Annotated in this window: 14 protein-coding genes; 9 read left to right on the top strand and 5 right to left on the bottom strand. The window is 59.1% G+C overall.

The genetic code is table 11. The annotated features are described in order from the left end of the window. Window positions 1–44: 44 nt before the first annotated feature. The 3 genes from N2M06_RS05670 to N2M06_RS05680 all read right to left on the bottom strand — a co-directional run bounded on the left by N2M06_RS05670 (window position 45) and on the right by N2M06_RS05680 (window position 4,193). Window positions 45–2,303, bottom strand: coding sequence for an ATP-binding protein (locus tag N2M06_RS05670; protein ID WP_346351883.1), 2,259 nt, complete (start codon window positions 2,301–2,303; stop codon window positions 45–47). Further along, entirely contained in the window at window positions 2,303–3,052 is a 750-nt protein-coding gene (locus N2M06_RS05675) for a transporter substrate-binding domain-containing protein (RefSeq protein WP_346351884.1), read from the bottom strand. Before N2M06_RS05675 ends, N2M06_RS05670 begins: the two co-directional genes overlap by 1 nt. A gap of 91 nt (window positions 3,053–3,143) precedes the next feature. Then, window positions 3,144–4,193 carry a helix-turn-helix domain-containing protein gene (locus N2M06_RS05680; protein WP_346351885.1) on the bottom strand — a complete coding sequence of 350 codons (1,050 nt, stop codon included), beginning with the start codon at window positions 4,191–4,193 and terminating at the stop codon, window positions 3,144–3,146. A 262-nt stretch (window positions 4,194–4,455) separates the two neighbouring features. On the opposite strand from N2M06_RS05680, the gene N2M06_RS05685 reads away from it, so the two are divergent. From N2M06_RS05685 to purU, 5 genes are read left to right on the top strand one after another with little or no spacing between them, the layout of a single operon-like run. Next, entirely contained in the window at window positions 4,456–5,715 is a 1,260-nt protein-coding gene (locus N2M06_RS05685; RefSeq protein WP_346351886.1) for a sarcosine oxidase subunit beta family protein, read from the top strand. A 23-nt stretch (window positions 5,716–5,738) separates the two neighbouring features. Continuing rightward, a complete protein-coding gene (locus N2M06_RS05690; protein ID WP_346351887.1) occupies window positions 5,739–6,017 on the top strand; it encodes a sarcosine oxidase subunit delta in 279 nt (92 codons plus the stop codon). Beyond that, window positions 6,014–9,046 carry a sarcosine oxidase subunit alpha family protein gene (locus N2M06_RS05695; RefSeq protein WP_346351888.1) on the top strand — a complete coding sequence of 1,011 codons (3,033 nt, stop codon included), beginning with the start codon at window positions 6,014–6,016 and terminating at the stop codon, window positions 9,044–9,046. Before N2M06_RS05690 ends, N2M06_RS05695 begins: the two co-directional genes overlap by 4 nt. Further along, entirely contained in the window at window positions 9,036–9,665 is a 630-nt protein-coding gene (locus N2M06_RS05700; RefSeq protein ID WP_317074750.1) for a sarcosine oxidase subunit gamma, read from the top strand. Before N2M06_RS05695 ends, N2M06_RS05700 begins: the two co-directional genes overlap by 11 nt. Window positions 9,666–9,690: 25 nt before the next feature. After that, window positions 9,691–10,557 (top strand): formyltetrahydrofolate deformylase, encoded by an 867-nt coding sequence (purU, locus tag N2M06_RS05705; RefSeq protein WP_317074749.1) that lies wholly within the window; start codon window positions 9,691–9,693, stop codon window positions 10,555–10,557. A 33-nt stretch (window positions 10,558–10,590) separates the two neighbouring features. Here purU and N2M06_RS05710 read toward each other — a convergent pair whose 3' ends face one another. Next, window positions 10,591–11,394 (bottom strand): MliC family protein, encoded by an 804-nt coding sequence (locus N2M06_RS05710; protein ID WP_346351889.1) that lies wholly within the window; start codon window positions 11,392–11,394, stop codon window positions 10,591–10,593. A gap of 14 nt (window positions 11,395–11,408) precedes the next feature. Further along, a complete protein-coding gene (gene tyrR / locus N2M06_RS05715) occupies window positions 11,409–12,959 on the bottom strand; it encodes a transcriptional regulator TyrR (RefSeq protein WP_019934110.1) in 1,551 nt (516 codons plus the stop codon). A gap of 205 nt (window positions 12,960–13,164) precedes the next feature. Between tyrR and N2M06_RS05720 the strand changes: the two genes are divergently transcribed. The 4 genes from N2M06_RS05720 (at window position 13,165) to N2M06_RS05735 (ending at window position 16,674) form a co-directional block, all read left to right on the top strand. Next, entirely contained in the window at window positions 13,165–13,722 is a 558-nt protein-coding gene (locus tag N2M06_RS05720; protein WP_026344709.1) for an acyl-CoA thioesterase, read from the top strand. Beyond that, window positions 13,697–15,133 (top strand): PLP-dependent aminotransferase family protein, encoded by a 1,437-nt coding sequence (locus N2M06_RS05725; RefSeq protein WP_346351890.1) that lies wholly within the window; start codon window positions 13,697–13,699, stop codon window positions 15,131–15,133. The genes N2M06_RS05720 and N2M06_RS05725 overlap by 26 nt, the downstream gene beginning before the upstream one ends. Before the next feature lie 152 nt (window positions 15,134–15,285). Beyond that, window positions 15,286–15,879: a 4Fe-4S binding protein gene (locus tag N2M06_RS05730; protein ID WP_346351891.1), complete on the top strand. Its 594-nt coding sequence runs from the start codon at window positions 15,286–15,288 to the stop codon at window positions 15,877–15,879. 54 nt (window positions 15,880–15,933) lie between these two features. After that, window positions 15,934–16,674 (top strand): 4Fe-4S dicluster domain-containing protein, encoded by a 741-nt coding sequence (locus tag N2M06_RS05735; protein WP_346351892.1) that lies wholly within the window; start codon window positions 15,934–15,936, stop codon window positions 16,672–16,674. Window positions 16,675–16,680 lie beyond the last annotated feature (6 nt).

Consider the following 16,680-nt stretch of genomic DNA (forward strand, 5'->3'; position numbering starts at 1 on the left):
CCGCCTTCGCGGGCATAACGTTATGGGTATCCATTGGTAACTATTTACTTACGCTCCAGCCGCTGGCACAGCACCACCAGGGTTTTGCGGGTGTCCCGAATCACCCGCTCCAGGGCGGTGATCGGCAGCTGCTGGAAGGGTATCTGGGCTTTGGCGGCCTGCTCCAGCTCATTCAGGGCCTGGGCCAGCCGGTCTTGCGCCAGCATGCCGGCGGTGCCGCCGAGGCGGTGGGCCAGCCGGGCCAGCTCGTGATGATCTTCGTCTTCTATGGCGCGGTGCAGCTCGGCGGTTCTGGCGGGCAGCTCACTGGCAAAGCTTTTTACCATGGCCAGCAGCCGGCTTCGGCCCAGCACCCGCAGGTGCTCCTGCAGCAGGGGCTGATCCAGCGCCAGCTCCGGCTGCAGTTTTATGTCCATGGCCCTGGCCAGCGCCTGAGTGAGCCGTGGCCATTGTACCGGCTTGGCCACCACGGCTTTCAGGCCCGCATCCAGATAGCGGCGTATGTCTTCCGGAGTCACGCTGGCGGTGAGGGCAATTACGGGCGTGTCCTGATTCAGGCCGGTAATTTGTTCCCGCAGCTGACGGCTGGTTTCCAGGCCATCCATGCCCGGCAGGTGCATGTCCATTAAAATGGCATCAAAGGCCTGCATGCGCGCCATTTCCAGCGCCTGCTCGCCGCTTTCTGCCTGGCTGACAATATGGTGATGCTGCTCCAGCAGCGCAGTGAGAATGCCTCTGTTAATGGCCACGTCTTCCACCAGCAGCAGGCTGAGGCTGGGCAGGGCAGCCAGCTCGGTGTGCTGGGCTTGTGACAGGGGAGCCACCCTGGTGAGCGGCAGGGTAAAGCTGAACCGGCTGCCCTGACCGGGCGCGCTGTCCAGGTTCAGAGTGCCGCCCATGGCTTCAATCAGCCGGCGGGAAATGGCCAGCCCCAGGCCAGTGCCGCCATAGCGCCGGCTGATGCTCTCATCGGCCTGAGTAAAGCGGTCAAAAATGCGGTGTTGCTGTTCGCTGGCAATGCCAATGCCGTTGTCTTCCACCACAAACTGCCAGCCCTTGCCTACCGGGCGCACCGCCAGCCGTACCTGGCCGCCTTCTTCGGTAAACTTGATGGCGTTGGAGAGCAGGTTAATCAGCACCTGACGCACCCGGCCGGCATGGCCCAGGAGCCAGGGCAAGGAATCGGGGGCATTGAGCCGCAGCCGGATCTGTTTGGCGCCGGCATAGCCCTGCATCATGGCAATGGTACTTTCCAGCAGCTCGCTCAGGGCAAAGGGCGCAGGATCTTCCGGCAGCGGGCCTTGTTCCAGTGCGGCATAGTCGAGCACGTCGTTCAGCAGCATCAGCAGGTGATCTGCCGAGTGTTGCAGCGTATCTATCAGGCCTTTTTCGGCGCGGTGTTCCATGGCCGGCTTAAGCAGGGTAAGGGTGCCCAGAATGCCGTTCATGGGGGTGCGAAGCTCGTGAGTCATATTGGCAATAAAGCGGGATTTGGCACTGTCGGCGGCTTCTGCCTCTTCCTTGGCCTGACGCAGGTTCTGTGTGCGTTTGTCGACCAGGGCTTCGAGTTTTTTCTTGTCGTGTTGCAGCTCGCTCTGGCGACGCTCCACCGACTGGCGCATGGTGTTGATGGCACCGACCAGGGTGTCGAGTTCATCGGGCAGCTCCCCCCGGCTGCGGGCCAGGTTAAGGGGCGCGGCATCGGGGCGGCCCTCACCAATCTGCTCCACATAGCGGGCCATGCGCTCCAGATGACGGGTGACCCGCCGGCGAAATACCAGCATCAGGCTCAGTGCAATCAGCAGCACGGTTAACGACTGACCCAGCAAAATGGTACGGGCCCGCAAAAACAGCTGATGACGAATGCTTTGCTTGCTGAATGCCACTTCCAGCTGGCCCACCTGCTGCGGCCCAAGGGCCGGGCTGGGATAAATCAGCTCAAAGCGGTGGCGGTTAACACTGTCATTACTCAGGCGCTGGCCAAGCGTAAGCGGCTGCGCCAGACCATCTCCGGTCACGGTAAGGCTGGCCATATGAGGCATGTCGAGCATACTGTCGAGCTGCAGCATGGCCTGAGGCAAATTGAGATCCCACAGGCTCTGAGACAGTCCTTCCAGATAGCTGTCTTCAATCAGTGCCAGGCGCTCGTTCATGTCTTGGCTGATTTTACGGTGATCCAGCCATACCTGAACCGTGGTGGAGAGCAGGGTAAAGCACAGGCTCACTCCTATCACCAGCCAGAACAGGCGAAAACTCAAGGTGCGCCGGCGGGAGCGGGGCAGCATGCTCAGCAAGGTACTCATCAGGGGGCATCCAGGTATTTGCGTTCATAAAAAGGCGTAATACGCGCTATATAGTGTTCTTCGGCCAGTTCCTGCAGCCGGGCCGACAGCACCGGCAGCAAGGGCTCAAGCACTGAGCCTTTGGGCACGGCCAGATGATAATACTCCAGTGTGAGCAACGCCGGCAGGGGCTGCACTCTGTCTGCCAGCGCCAGCTTTTGTGCCTGCAACCGGCCGGTAATCAGGCCAATGGGCATGTAGTCGATACGGCCCATCGCCAGCTTGTGAAAATTTTGCTTGCCGGTAGACACCCGTTCCACATGAGGATGACGGCGGACTTTTTGATCAAAGTGGTCGCCAAAGCTGTCACCGAATAACATGCCCAGGGTGTTGCTGCCGAGATCCCAAGGGCTGCGGCTGCCGTTGCCGAAATGAGTAAACAGTACCACAGGATCCGCCACTATGGGGGTGTGGCTGAAGACAAAGTTGCGCTCCCGGGCGTGCGTTTTATAGGCAGCAACCAGCAGGTCTACCTGGCCCCGGCGGGCTGCCAGCTGGCAGCGCTGCCAGTTGCCAAATACACGCATATTAAGGTGATAGCCCTGCTCTGAGAGCAGCTTGCGAACCAGGTGAGGAGCAATGCCGGTCAGCTCGTTGTCTTGCTCCCAGGAAACGGGTGGTGTTTCCGGGTGGCCGCAGGCGGTGATCACTGCGGGTTGGGCAAGGGCCAGTGCCGGAATAAACAGTAACAGCGAGAAAAACATCAACATCACAATACCGCTCTGACACAGCCGTTCACGTCATATCCTTTCCTGTTTTGCATACTGATATTCATTTATCTTTCCGTGGTGATGACAGGGGTCAGGCCCGATGGCGTAATTGTCTGGCCTGGCTGGGCGACACGCCAAAAAAGTCCTTGAAGCAATGGCTGAAGTGAGTGGAGCTGACAAAGCCGCAGGCCACCGCTATGTTGGCAATGCTGGCATCGCTTTGTAGCAGCAACCGCCGCGCCTGAGTGATACGCAGCTCCAGATAATAACGGGACGGGGTGGTTTGCAGGTGGGTCTGAAACAGCCGCTCCACCCGCCGGCGCGACAGCTGCACATAGCCTGCCAGCTCCGCTATGCCAAGTGGCTCTTCTATGTTGCTGTTCATCAGTCGCAGCAAATTACGTAATACCTCGGGCAGGGCAGTGTCATGCTCGGCCAGCGCCAGCCGGGTTTCACTGCTGTCTGCAAGGCGGTCACTGCTTAATATTTCACGAATGGCACGCACCGTATCCCGGCCATGCAGCCGCTCTATCAGCATCAGCATCATTTCCAGGGCGCTGCTGGGGCCGGCGCTGGTCAGAATGCGTTCATCCACCACCATGGCCTGACTGGATACCTTCACCTGCGGAAAGCGCTCTCTGGCGTAGCTGTGGTTGTCCGGGTGAATGGCGCAGCTGTGCTGATTAAGGGTGCCGGCATGGGCCAGGGCCACGGCACCGTTCCACAGGCCTGCCAGTACTTTTTCCCGCCGGTTGGCCAGCTTCAGCTTGCGGGTCAGCAGCAGTTGTTCCGACAGGTCGCAACGAAAACCGCCACATACCACCAGCACGTCCAGCGCCTCGTCACCGTCCAGAGGCAGATCGGCCAGGGCGTGGCTGGTGGCAATATCAATGGCCAGATCACTGGTAACGGCGGTGCCATGAAGGCCATAGCTGGACACGCTGAACAGGGGGGTGGACTGCACCAGGTTGGCAGTAACCAGTGCATCCACGGCGGCAGTAAAGGCCATCATGGAAAAATGTGGCTGCAGCACAAAACCCACCCGCACCGGTGCGCTGCCCGGCGAACGAGCCGGCAGAAAGGCGCTGTTGGTGTCACGCAGCCGGTGGCTGAAGTGACGTTTTTCACTGGCTTGAGACATGTTTTTATGTGATTGCGCGCTTCGGTGACAAGCGACTGACTATTGGTAACTGCGTATTCGCTGAATATTACCCCGCCGGAGCCACCATTGCACTCTTTGGCCGTGCCGCAGCGGCAAAGCGACGCCCGTTTCACACTTGTTGCGCAAATGTGATTTTTTGTCGCAAATACGCAGCTTTGCGCCGCAGGCAGGCAGCTGCTGCTGGCGGGAGGGCAGTAGTATGCCCTTAACGCAACAGCTGCAGATACACGGAGGTTTTAACATGTTCAGCCAACCATATTCAGGATTTGGTCTGCTCAAGCACGCCCTCACGCACCACGAGAACTGGCAGAAGGTATGGCAGAACCCCACGCCCAGGCACGAAGGCTACGATGTGATTATTGTGGGCGGCGGCGGGCATGGTCTGGCCACGGCCTATTACCTGGCCAAGGAGCACGGCATTACCAATGTGGCGGTGATTGAAAAGGGCTATCTGGGCGGCGGCAACACCGCCCGTAACACCACCATAGTGCGCTCCAACTATTTGTGGGACGAAGCGTCCTGGCTCTATGAGCACTCCATGAAGCTGTGGGAAGGGCTGGCTCAGGAGCTGAACTACAACCTGATGTTCAGCCAGCGCGGCGTGCTTAATCTGGGGCATACCCTGCAGGATATGCGCGACATCGAGCGCCGGGTGAACGCCAACCGGCTGAACGGCATCGACAGTGAAGTGCTCTACACCAGGGACGTGCAGGAGCTGGTGCCGATTCTGGATTGCTCCAAAAATGCCCGTTACCCGGTACTGGGCGCGTCCTGGCAGCCCCGTGGCGGCACCGCCCGGCACGACGCCGTGGCCTGGGGCTTTGCCCGCGCCGCCGACGCCATGGGCGTGCATCTGATCCAGCAGACCGAAGTCACCGGCATTCGCCGGGAAAACGGTGCCGTCACCGGCGTAGACACCAGCCGCGGCTTTATTCGGGCACCCAAGGTGGCCTGCGTGACCGCCGGTAACTCAGGCGTGATGGCCAATATGGTGGGCATGAAGCTGCCGCTGGAGTCTCACCCGCTGCAGGCCATGGTCTCCGAGCCGGTGAAACCCATTCTCGACACAGTAGTGATGTCCAACCACGTGCACGGCTATGTGTCTCAGTCCGACAAGGGGGATCTGGTGATCGGTGCCGGCATCGACAGCTACCTGGGTTACGGCCAGCGCGGCTCCTTCCCGGTGGTGGAAGAAACCATGGCGGCCATTGTGGAAATGTTCCCCATTTTCAGCCGGGTACGTCTGAACCGCACCTGGGGCGGCATTGTGGACACCTGCCCCGATGCCTGTCCGATTATTTCCAAGACCCATATCAAGGGCCTCTATTTCAACTGCGGCTGGGGCACGGGCGGCTTCAAGGCCACCCCGGGCTCGGGCAACGTGTTCGCTCACACCATTGCCAATGACGAGCCCCACGAACTGGCCAAACCCTTTAACGTGGACCGCTTTACCACCGGCCATCTGATTGACGAGCACGGTGCAGCCGGCGTTGCCCACTAGTTGCCGAATCAAGGAGAGAGACAATGTTTTACATTTATTGTCCGCACTGCGGCGAACACCGGGAAGAAGAAGAATTCAACTACGGCGGCGAGGCGCATATTGCCCGCCCCGCGGATCCCAATGCGCTGAATGACAAAGAATGGGCCGAGTATCTGTTTTTGCGCAAGAACCCCCGTGGCCTGCATCAGGAGATGTGGTACCACGCCGCCGGTTGCCGCAAATTCTTTAACGCCACCCGGCATACCGTGACCTATGAATTCAAGGAAACCTACAAGATAGGTGAGCAAGGAGGCCAGTCATGAGCCAGCAAAACCGCATTCAGGGCAGAGGCCGGGTAGATGCCGGCAAGCCGTTCCACTTTATTTTCAACGGCAAGCGCTATGAAGGCCTGGCCGGAGACACCATTGCCTCGGCCCTGCTGGCCAACGGCGTTGACGTGGTAGGCCGTTCGTTCAAATATTCCCGCCCGCGGGGCATTATGGCGGCCGGCTCCGATGAGCCCAACTGCATTTTGCAGGTAGGCAGCAGCGAAGCCACCATGATCCCCAATGTGCGCGGCACTCAGGCTGAACTCTACGACGGCCTGACCGCCGCCAGCACCAACGGCTGGCCGAATGTGGAAAAGGATCTGATGGGCATGGTAGGCAAGCTCGGCGGCAGCATGATGCCCCCCGGCTTTTACTACAAAACCTTTATGTACCCGCAGTCCATGTGGCCCAAATACGAGCACCTGATCCGCAAGGCCGCAGGCCTGGGCCGGGTGCCGAAAGAGCGGGATCCGGACACCTACGATAAGCTCAATCATCACTGCGATGTGCTGGTGGTGGGCGGCGGTGCCGCCGGCCTGACCGCGGCCCTGGCGGCCGGTCGCCGAGGGGCGCGGGTGATTCTGGTAGACGAGCAGAACGAATTCGGCGGCCACCTGCTGCACAGCACGCAGCAAATTAACGGTCAGGCTCCGGCGGCCTGGGCAGAAGCGGCGGTAAAGGAGCTGGAAAATCTGCCCGATGTGACCCTGCTGCCCCGCAGCACCGCTGCCGGTTATTACGATCAGAACTTTGTGACCGTGATGGAGCGGCGCACCGATCATCTGGGTGAGCGGGTATCCGGCAAGACCCGTCAGCGACTGCACCGCATTCGTGCCGGCCGCGTTATTCTGGCCACCGGTGCCCAGGAGCGGCCGCTGGTGTTTGCCAACAACGATCTGCCCGGCTGCTATGTGGCCAGCGCGTTGTCCACTTATGTCAACCGCTACGGCGTGGCACCGGGCAAGCAACTGGTGCTGATGACCTGTAACGATTACGGCTATCAGGCCGCCCTCGACTGGCTGGACGCCGGCCGTGAGCTGGTGGCGGTGGTAGACAGCCGCGCCAACCCGAGCGGCGACCGCTATCAGCAGCTCAAGGCCCGGGGTGTAAAGATTTATACCGGCCATGGTCTGATTGAAGCCACCGGCAAAAAGCGGGTGAACGGGGCCAAAGTCGCGCCCATCACCAGCGACGGCAGCCGCGTTGCCGGCAGTGCCTTGCAGCTTAATTGTGACACCATTGCCACTTCCGGCGGCTGGAGCCCGGTGGTGCACCTGACGGCTCACACCGGATCCCGTCCGGTGTGGAACGCCGATATTATTGGCTTTGTGCCCGGCGACACCGTGCAGAAGCAACTGCTGGCAGGGGGCGTGCAGGGTACTTATGGTTTGTCTGCCGTGCTGGCCGAGGGCCTGAAGGCAGGCCGTGAGGCCGCCGTGGCCACTGGTTACGGTGAGATTTCTGCCAAGGTGACCGATGCTGATATTAACACCACGGATCCCCGGGAAGACAGGGCTCAGGCGCTGTTCCTGGTGCCTCACAGCCGTGCTAACAGCCGTGCGCCCAAGCAGTTTGTGGATTATCAGAACGACGTGACCGCCGCCGGCATTGAGCTTGCTGTGCGCGAAGGCTTTGAGTCCATCGAGCATATCAAGCGTTACACCGCCATGGGTTTTGGTACCGATCAGGGCAAGCTGGGCAATATCAACGGCATGGCCATTGCCGCCAATGCCATGGGCAAGAGCATTCCGGAAACCGGCACCACCGTATTCCGTCCCAACTACACCCCGATCACCATGGGGGCCTTTGCCGGACGCAATGCGGGTCACCTGTTCGATCCGGCCCGGTTCAGCGCCATGCATGCCTGGCATGTGAAAAACGGTGCCGAGTTTGAGGATGTGGGCCAGTGGAAGCGCCCCTGGTACTTCCCCAAGGCGGGCGAAGACATGCACCAGGCGGTGAACCGCGAGTGTGTGGCCACCCGGACCAGCGTGGGCATTCTCGATGCCTCCACCCTGGGCAAGATCGACATTCAGGGCAAGGACGCGCGGGAGTTTCTGCAGCGCATCTACACCAACGCCTGGGCCAAGCTCAATCCCGGTTTCTGCCGCTATGGTCTGATGTGTAAAGAAGACGGCATGGTGTTTGACGATGGGGTGACCTCCTGCATCAGCGATGAGCACTTTGTGATGACCACCACCACCGGCGGTGCCGCTGGTGTGCTGCAGTGGCTGGAGCTGTGGCACCAGACCGAATGGCCGGAGCTGGAAGTGTATTTCACCTCGGTCACCGATCACTGGGCCACCATGACGGTATCCGGCCCCAACAGCCGCAGAGTGCTGGAAAAGGTGTGTGAAGACGTGGATTTGAGCCGCGACGCCTTTCCCTTTATGACCTGGCGCGATGCCACCATTGCCGGCGTGAAAGGACGTATTTTCCGCATCTCCTTTACCGGTGAGCTGAGCTTTGAGGTGAACGTGCAGGCCAACTACGGCATGCATGTGTGGGAGGCGCTGATGGAGGCGGGGGCCGAGTTCAATATTACCCCCTATGGCACCGAAACCATGCATGTGCTGCGGGCCGAGAAGGGCTTCATCATTGTGGGTCAGGACACCGACGGCTCTGTGACCCCGCAGGATCTGAACATGGACTGGTGCGTGGGCAAGAACAAGCCGTTCCCCTACATTGGTCAGCGTTCCTGGGCGCGGGAAGACACGGCCCGCACCGATCGCAAGCAGCTGGTGGGCCTGAAGTGTAAGGAAGCCAGCACAGTAATTCCGGAAGGTGCCCAGATAGTGCTGGACCCCAACCATGCCATTCCCATGCCCATGGTGGGCCATGTGTCATCCAGTTATTACAGTGCCAATCTGGGCCACAACATTGCCATGGGCGTGGTCAAGGACGGCCTGAACCGAATGGGCGACACCGTATATTGCCCGTTGGCGGACGGCCGCGTGCTGGAAGCCGAAATCACCAGCACTGTTTTCTATGATCCCAAAGGAGAGCGTCAGCATGTTGAATAACACCGCCAAAATCACTGATACCCAACAGCAGGTGCGGGTAGAGTCCCCGCTGTATCATGCCAATCTCGACGCCCTGGCCAGTCAGGATCAGCAAGGCGAGGTGGTGCTGCGTGAAAAGGCCTTTATGGGACACCTGGTATTGCGGGGCAATGCAGGCAACGAGCTGTTTGCCCGCACCGTGGAAAAAGTGCTGGGTGTGGCGCTGCCTACTCAGGCCTGCCAGTCTGCCGAGAGCAGCAAGGCACTGGTGCAGTGGCTGTCGCCCGATGAGTGGCTGATCATCACCGAAGGCGGGCAGGAAGGCCCGCTGCAGCAGGCGCTGCGTGAGCAACTGTCGGGTCACTATGCCATTACCGACGTCAGCGGCGGCCAGACCGTGATAGCGCTGTCCGGCCCCAAGGCGGAAATGGTGATTCGCAAGTCGTGCCCCTACGACATTCATCCGTCCAGGTTCCCCACCGGCAAGTGCGTGGGCACGGTATTTGCCAAGAGCTCGGCGCTGCTGCGCCGCACCGGCGCCGACAGCTTTGAGCTGGTGATCCGCCGCAGTTTTGCTGATTATGTGTGGATGTGGTTGCAGGATGCCAGCCGGGAATACGGCCTGGTGATCGAGAAGTAACTGTTCTGACTCAGGGAGGAGCAAGATGAAGCAGCACGACACGCTTATTCTTACTGCCAGCTGTGAAAGCCGGCTGGGCACCGTGGATGCGGTGACCGGTTATCTGTATGAGCAACAATGTTATGTGGCGGACATGCAGACCTTTGACGATGCCCGCGCCGGTTACTTTTTTATTCGGGTGGAGTTTCGCAGGCCCGAGCAGGGCGAGTTTAATGAAGCCGCCTTTCGCGACGGCTTTGCCGTCCGGGCACAAAAGTATGCCATGGACTGGGAACTGAGCGAGCGCAGCCACAGGCCCAATGTGGTGATCATGGTGTCGAAATTTGATCACTGCCTGAACGACTTGCTCTATCGCTATCGTACCGGGCAGCTGGCCATTGAAATTCCGGCGATCATTTCCAATCATCCGGATCTGCAGCGGCTGGCCGACTGGCATCATATTCCCTATTACCACCTGCCCATTACGCCTGATACCAAGGCGGAACAGGAGGCGCAGCTGTGGAGAATTGTGCAGGAGTCCAATGCCGAGCTGGTGGTGCTGGCACGCTACATGCAGGTATTAAGCCCGGATTTGTGTAACAAGCTGGCGGGCCGCGCCATCAATATTCATCACTCTCTGCTGCCCGGCTTCAAGGGCGCTCAGCCTTATCATCAGGCCTATGCCAAGGGAGTGAAGCTGGTAGGGGCCACGGCCCATTACATCAATAACGAGCTGGATGAAGGCCCCATTATTACTCAGGGGGTGCAGGCGGTGGATCACAGCCACTATCCGGAAGAGCTGGTAGCCAAGGGCCGCGACATAGAATGCGTGACCCTGGCCCGGGCCATTCAGTATCACATCGAAAAACGGGTGTTTATGTACCGGGGCAAGACGGTGGTACTGGGCAGCTGACACTAACCGGCCTGCATCAGCAGGCCGGTTTGCTTATTGTGCTATTACACACGTCATTTCCGGAGCCTTGTATCCCCAGCGGACGGTGGCTTCCCCCTGATGCTCCCAGAAGCTTTCGTTACGGCCTTCATAGCGGCTGCCGCTGGCGCTGGGCTGCACATACATGAGTGATACGCTGTCGCCGTATTCTGCGATGAGTGTCGCGGGCTCGGTGTCAAAATGGGTGATAACCACCTCATTGGCCGGATTGCCGTTGCAACTGAAGGCAAAAGGCCCGCGGGCCGGTACCAGCCGGTAGCGGGCCTGCAGCTCAGCAGTGCGCAGCTGATATTGCTCCCGCACACAGGTACGCTGGTCTGCACTTTTCCAGCATTCATTGCGGCCCTTGATCCAGCCGCGCTGGCTGGCTTTCAGGGTAGGCGGGTGTTCATCGGCCGCCTTGGCCTGTGCCTGCTCATAGACCTCTGCCAGCTGCCGGTCCTGCGTTGCCAGGCCGGCGTCGTTGCAGATCATTTCTTCCGTGCTGCCGGGCGTAACCGCCTCACAGGAGAAGGACGGTCCTTGTTTAACTATGCCGTCAATATATTCACACCAGGCCTGAGTATCGCGCCCGGGCACACTGGCCTTGCCACGAATATTCAGCCGGAATTCCACCACCGACTTCCATTCATCGGAGCCGATATCCGGGCCATGGCCCTGACCGTCGCTGGTCTGCACTCGTTGCTCTACCCATTGAGCCCATTCGGGCGAGCACAAGGGGGTTGCAGGCCGGGCTGCCTGCTGGGCGCAGGCCGACAGGGCCGGTATCGCCAGTAGTAATAAAATGAATTTCATCATGACTCCGTGAACCGTTATTTTTTATGCTTGCCTATTCCATAGTCTCTGAGCTTGTTGGCCACTGCAGTATGGGAGATGCCCAGGCGTTTGGCCAGCAGCCTGCTGGACGGATATTCCGGATACAGCCGCTCCAGCAGCAGGCGCTCAAACCCTTTCATGGCGTCATCCAGGGAGCCGTCACAAAGGGCATGCAGCTCCGGCAGGCTGTTATGCTCGGGCAGGGACAAGTCGCCCACATCCAGCTCGTCTCCTTCCAGCAGGCAAATGGCCCGGTACAAACAGTTACCCAGCTGACGCACGTTGCCGGGCCAGGGATAGTGCTGCAGATAGTCGGCCAGCTTTGGGGTTATTCTGGGCTGAGAACGCTCCAGTGCGGCGGCATAGCGGGTGCACAGGTGCCGGGCCATGGGCAATATGTCTTTTTGCCGCTCCCGCAGTGAGGGCACCCGCAGGTTGAGCACGTTGAGCCGGTAGAACAGATCCTGACGGAACTGACCGTTTTCCACCAGAGCCGCCAGGTCCTGCTGGCTGGTGCAGATCACTCGAATATCCACCTTCACTTCCTGCTCATCGCCCAGCCGCCGGAATACGCCGTCCTGCAGCACACGCAGCAGCTTGCGTTGCTGTAACGGTGACATTTCACCAATCTCATCCAGCAGCAGAGTACCGCCGTTGGCCTGCTCCAGCACACCACGCTTGCCTTTGGTGTTATTGCCAAAGGCACCGGGCGCATAACCGAACAGCTCGTTTTCGGCAGCGTCATCGGGAATGGCAGCACAGTTGAGCAAAATAAAGGGGCCCTCGCCGCGCAGGCTGGCCTTGTGGCAGGCGCGGGCCAGCTGCTCCTTGCCGGTGCCGGTTTCCCCCAAGATCAGCAGGGGGGCGTCCAGCACCGCCAGCCGGCGGGCTTCGTTTAACAGTTCACTCATGGCCGGGCTGTGCGCAATAAAATCGTCAAAGTGACCGGTTTCACGGTGGCGCATGGCCTTGAAGTGCTGACCGATGCGCCAGGCAGATTTGAACACCACCACAGCACCGGCCAGACTTTGCCCGCCAGATTCTTCCTTCACCCAAATGGGCAGAAAATCTGCCAGCCAGGGTTCACCGTCAATGGTGACCCGCTCACTCAGGGGCAGAGGCTTGTCCTGCTCCAGCCAGCGGCTGACAAAAACGCCTTTCAGACGCGGCCCCAGGGGTTGCTGCAACAGCTCGGCCTGGGGGGCGTTGAGCAAAGTGCAGGCGGCGTCGTTGGCCAGGGTAATACGACCCTTGATATCCACCGCCACCACGGCATCGGGCAGCACTTTAAGCAGGGCAGAAATGGCATTGTGCTCCTGCTCTGAAGGCATGCAGGTAATGGTCTGCACATCGTGCACCCCGGGCAGACGCCGAATGGCCGGCATCAAATGTTGCAGCTCGGCAAAGTCGAGAGCGGGAAAGTTAAGATAGATGATGCCACTGATGTCTATTTCGATGCCGCGCAAATCAATGCGGTGCTCCACCAGAATATTCAGCAGCTCCCGGGTCAGGCCCAGGCGGTCTTCACAGTTTACTTTCAGGCGCATGCGTTATACCGGTAAAGAGGCAATAGGTGTAAATAATACCTTACACTTGTTGTTGCAAGCGACTAAAGTCGTAGTAAAACGTGATTAATCCGTTTTTTAGCGGCTTGTGTGGTTTACCTGAGGGGCTGGCTCGTCCATGCTTGCCATCCTGCGCGCCGGTGGCACGTATTCTTAATAAAAAACAGTCAGTATGTCAGGTGAAGTAATGAGTGAAGCGGTTTTTTCTACGGTCAAGTCGTCCCAGGTGATCCTCAAGGAGTTGATGGTGCCTTCTTACGCCAACTTTGGCGGCAAGGTTCACGGAGGCATTATTCTGTCACTGATGGACAAAATCGCCTATACCTGTGCTGCCAGCCATGCCAAGGGCTATTGCGTGACGGCCTCGGTCGACTCGGTGGACTTTTTAAATCCGGTGGAAGTGGGCGAGTTACTGACGCTGTATGCCTCGGTTAACTATGTGGGCAAAAGCTCGATGGAAGTGGGCATCAAGGTCGTATCGGAAGACTTTAAGCAGGGTATCGTCAAGCATACCAACACCTCTTATTTCACCATGGTGGCGCTGGATGAAAAGACCCGCAAGCCCAGTGCTGTGCCGGGCCTGGTGCTGGAAGACGAGCAGGAAATACGTCGCTTTGTGATGGGTAAACTGCGTAAAAAACTGCGCCGTGCCCATCAGCAGGAAGTGGCTGATTTGCGCCAGTCGCTAAGTCTGGATCAGGAAATGGCTGAGCTGGAAGGTGAAAACTGCCGGCTGGCGCTGTGAAGTGACCAGCAAGTACCGCCGTCTTGCCCGGCAGTTGCAGGGACAGATTGAAAACGGCGTCTGGCAGCCCGGTGATAAGCTGCCGTCGCTCAGGGAGACAGTGAAGCAATCCGGCTTCAGTCTGATGACGGTATTAAATGCGTATCAGCTGCTGGAAAGTCAGGGCTGGATCCTGGCGCAGCCCCAGTCCGGTTACCGGGTTGCTCCGTGCCAGCACAGCCCTGCCAACCTGGCCCGTCCGGCGCTGCATGCCGCCGAGGCGGTGGATGTTAATGCTTTCATTTTCAATGTCTTACAATCCGGCCAACGACCGGACTGTGTGGCCTTTGGTTCGGCGTTTCCCGATGCGTCACTGTTTCCTCAGGAGCAGCTGGCCCGCTCTCTCGGCCGGGTTGCCCGGCATCTGACACCGGATCAGCAATTGGTGCTGCCGCCGGGTTGTGCTGAACTGCGCCGGGCCATTGCGCGCCGCTATGCCGCCCGTGGCATGGAGGTAACGCCGGAAGAGATAGTGATTACGTCCGGTGCGCTGGAAGCGCTGAACCTCAGCCTGCAGACACTCACCCGGCCGGGAGACTGGGTGGTGGTAGAAGCACCGGCCTTTTATGGTGCTCTGCAGGCCATTGAGCGTTTGCAGCTGAAGGCGCTGGCGGTGCCGGCAGACGTGACTGCCGGCCTGGATCTTGATGCCCTTGCCGATGCCCTTGGCCGTTATCCGGTAAAAGCCTGCTGGCTGATGAGCCATTGTCAGAATCCGCTGGGTGTCAGTCTGGGGGTACAATCCCGCTCCCGGCTGCTGGCACTGCTGCGTGAGCATCAGGTGCCGCTGATTGAAGATGATGTATATATGGAGCTCTATGATGGCGAGCGAGCACCATTACCCCTGCGGGCGCAGGACCCGGGTGTGCTGCACTGCTCTTCGTTTTCCAAGACCCTGGCCACGGGGCTGCGTATTGGCTGGGTATCGGCAGGAAAGCGGGCTCCGGATATTCAGCGTCTGCAACTGATGAGTACCCTGTCTACCAGCGCGCCCATGCAGCTGGCTCTGGCTGACTATCTTGCATCCCACCATTACGACCGGCATCTGCGTACGTTACGCAGAGTGCTGCAACAGCGTAAGCAACGGTTTTATGACGCCCTGTGTCAGCTGCTGCCGGCGCAGGTCAGAGTAGATCCCGGCACTGGCGGCTACTTTTTATGGCTGAGCCTGCCGGAGAGTATGGATGCAACCCGTCTTTATCACCTTGCCCTGGCGGAAGGGATTACCATTGCTCCCGGCCGTATGTTCGCCGCCGGTGAGCAGTTCCGGCATTGTTTCAGGCTGAATGTGTCGCTGCCCTGGAACTCCCGTACAGAAGCGGCCGTTGGCCGTTTGTCTGTCTTGATCAGAGCGCTTATTTCAGGCTGCTGACCGCATACTGTTATGGTTTTGGCCGGTTGCCCGGCATGAACTGTTATCGTTTTTGTGGCTGTGACTGTTTATGTCCGGCATCTGTCAGCCATGTTTTACTGCGTTATTGACCGGCCGCATCAGGGCCGTAAACCACAACGCAAGTGAGCTTTATGAACGACACTTCCTCTTCCCGCATTGACGTCAGAGTATGTACCGAAACGCCTCGTCCTCGTGATCAGGGCCATATTTATGTGCGCGCGCAGCAGGGCCGCTGGCAGCGATTGCGGCGTCGGCTTGGCTGGGGCCTGATGTTACTGTTTTTGCTCGGCCCCTGGTTACAATGGAATGGTCAGCAGGCCATATTGCTTGACTGGGAAGCCCAGCGTTTTTATCTGTTCGCCATGACCATCTGGCCACAGGATCTGACATTGCTGGCGCTGCTGCTGATGGTGGCAGCCTTTGCCTTATTTTTTGTGACGGCCTGGCTGGGCCGGGTATGGTGTGGTTTCCTGTGCCCGCAAACGGTCTGGACGTTCTGGTTTATATGGGTGGAAGAAAAACTGGAAGGCAGTGCCAATCAGCGCCGGCACCGGGATCAGCAGCCGGCCACGCTTGATTCATGTTTGCGTAAAGGCAGCAAACATCTTGTCTGGCTGCTGATTGCATTTCTGAGTGGTTTTACCTTTGTGGCGTACTTCACGCCTGCCGGTGAACTCGCAAAAGGGCTGCTGACGCTGTCAGCCGCGCCCTGGCCGGTATTCTGAGTGACCTTGTTTGCGCTCTGTACTTACCTTAATGCAGGGTGGATGCGAACCATAATGTGCACTCATATGTGCCCTTATTCGCGCTTTCAGTCTGCCATGTTCGATGCCGATACGCTGACGGCAAGCTATCACGCTGCGCGGGGAGAGCAGCGGGGACCCCGTGCGCGCAAAAGTGATCACCGGGCGCAGGGGCTGGGTGACTGCATTGATTGCGGCTTGTGTGTGCAGGTGTGTCCGGCCGGTATCGATATTCGTGACGGCCTGCAATATGAGTGTATTAATTGCGGTGCCTGTATTGATGCCTGCGATCAGACCATGACCAGAATGGGGTATGAACCCGGACTGGTCGGATATGCCAGCGAGAATGAGCTGGCAGGACGCAAAGCCGCACGCTCCCGGCTCAAAATACTGGGATATGGTGCGTTTACGGTGGCATTACTGGCGCTGCTGGTACTGACAGTGGCCAGCCGCACGCCCCTGGCTCTGGAGGTGGTTCGTGACCGGCAGCAGCTCTATCGTGAAGCACTGGATGGCCGTATTGAAAATACCTTTACGCTGAAACTTGCCAACAAGAGTCAGTATGAGCAGCAGGTGGTACTGGCGGTGGAAGGGCTGAATAATCCGGTCTGGCACGGCCCCCAGCGGGTGACTCTGGTTCCGGGAAACGTCATGGAAATCCCGATCACCCTGTCTCTGGCGGCACCTGTGCCGGGTATACCTGCACGCACTCTGGTGTTTGTGGCTTCCACTGAGCGGTATCAGGTGCGTACCGACAGCCGCTTTCTTGCTCCCTGAGGCAGC

This window comes from Oceanimonas sp. AH20CE76 (assembly GCF_039654065.1).
Lineage (GTDB): Bacteria > Pseudomonadota > Gammaproteobacteria > Enterobacterales > Aeromonadaceae > Oceanimonas > Oceanimonas smirnovii.

Coding starts and splice junctions, on each gene's coding strand:
- N2M06_RS05735 (WP_346351892.1), top strand. CDS start 15,934: ATGTGCACTCATATGTGCCCTTATTCGCGCTTTCAGTCTGCCATGTTC.
- N2M06_RS05710 (WP_346351889.1), bottom strand. CDS start 11,394: ATGATGAAATTCATTTTATTACTACTGGCGATACCGGCCCTGTCGGCC.
- N2M06_RS05675 (WP_346351884.1), bottom strand. CDS start 3,052: ATGTTGATGTTTTTCTCGCTGTTACTGTTTATTCCGGCACTGGCCCTT.
- N2M06_RS05695 (WP_346351888.1), top strand. CDS start 6,014: ATGAGCCAGCAAAACCGCATTCAGGGCAGAGGCCGGGTAGATGCCGGC.
- N2M06_RS05670 (WP_346351883.1), bottom strand. CDS start 2,303: ATGAGTACCTTGCTGAGCATGCTGCCCCGCTCCCGCCGGCGCACCTTG.
- purU (WP_317074749.1), top strand. CDS start 9,691: ATGAAGCAGCACGACACGCTTATTCTTACTGCCAGCTGTGAAAGCCGG.
- N2M06_RS05700 (WP_317074750.1), top strand. CDS start 9,036: ATGTTGAATAACACCGCCAAAATCACTGATACCCAACAGCAGGTGCGG.
- tyrR (WP_019934110.1), bottom strand. CDS start 12,959: ATGCGCCTGAAAGTAAACTGTGAAGACCGCCTGGGCCTGACCCGGGAG.
- N2M06_RS05685 (WP_346351886.1), top strand. CDS start 4,456: ATGTTCAGCCAACCATATTCAGGATTTGGTCTGCTCAAGCACGCCCTC.
- N2M06_RS05730 (WP_346351891.1), top strand. CDS start 15,286: ATGAACGACACTTCCTCTTCCCGCATTGACGTCAGAGTATGTACCGAA.
- N2M06_RS05690 (WP_346351887.1), top strand. CDS start 5,739: ATGTTTTACATTTATTGTCCGCACTGCGGCGAACACCGGGAAGAAGAA.
- N2M06_RS05720 (WP_026344709.1), top strand. CDS start 13,165: ATGAGTGAAGCGGTTTTTTCTACGGTCAAGTCGTCCCAGGTGATCCTC.
- N2M06_RS05680 (WP_346351885.1), bottom strand. CDS start 4,193: ATGTCTCAAGCCAGTGAAAAACGTCACTTCAGCCACCGGCTGCGTGAC.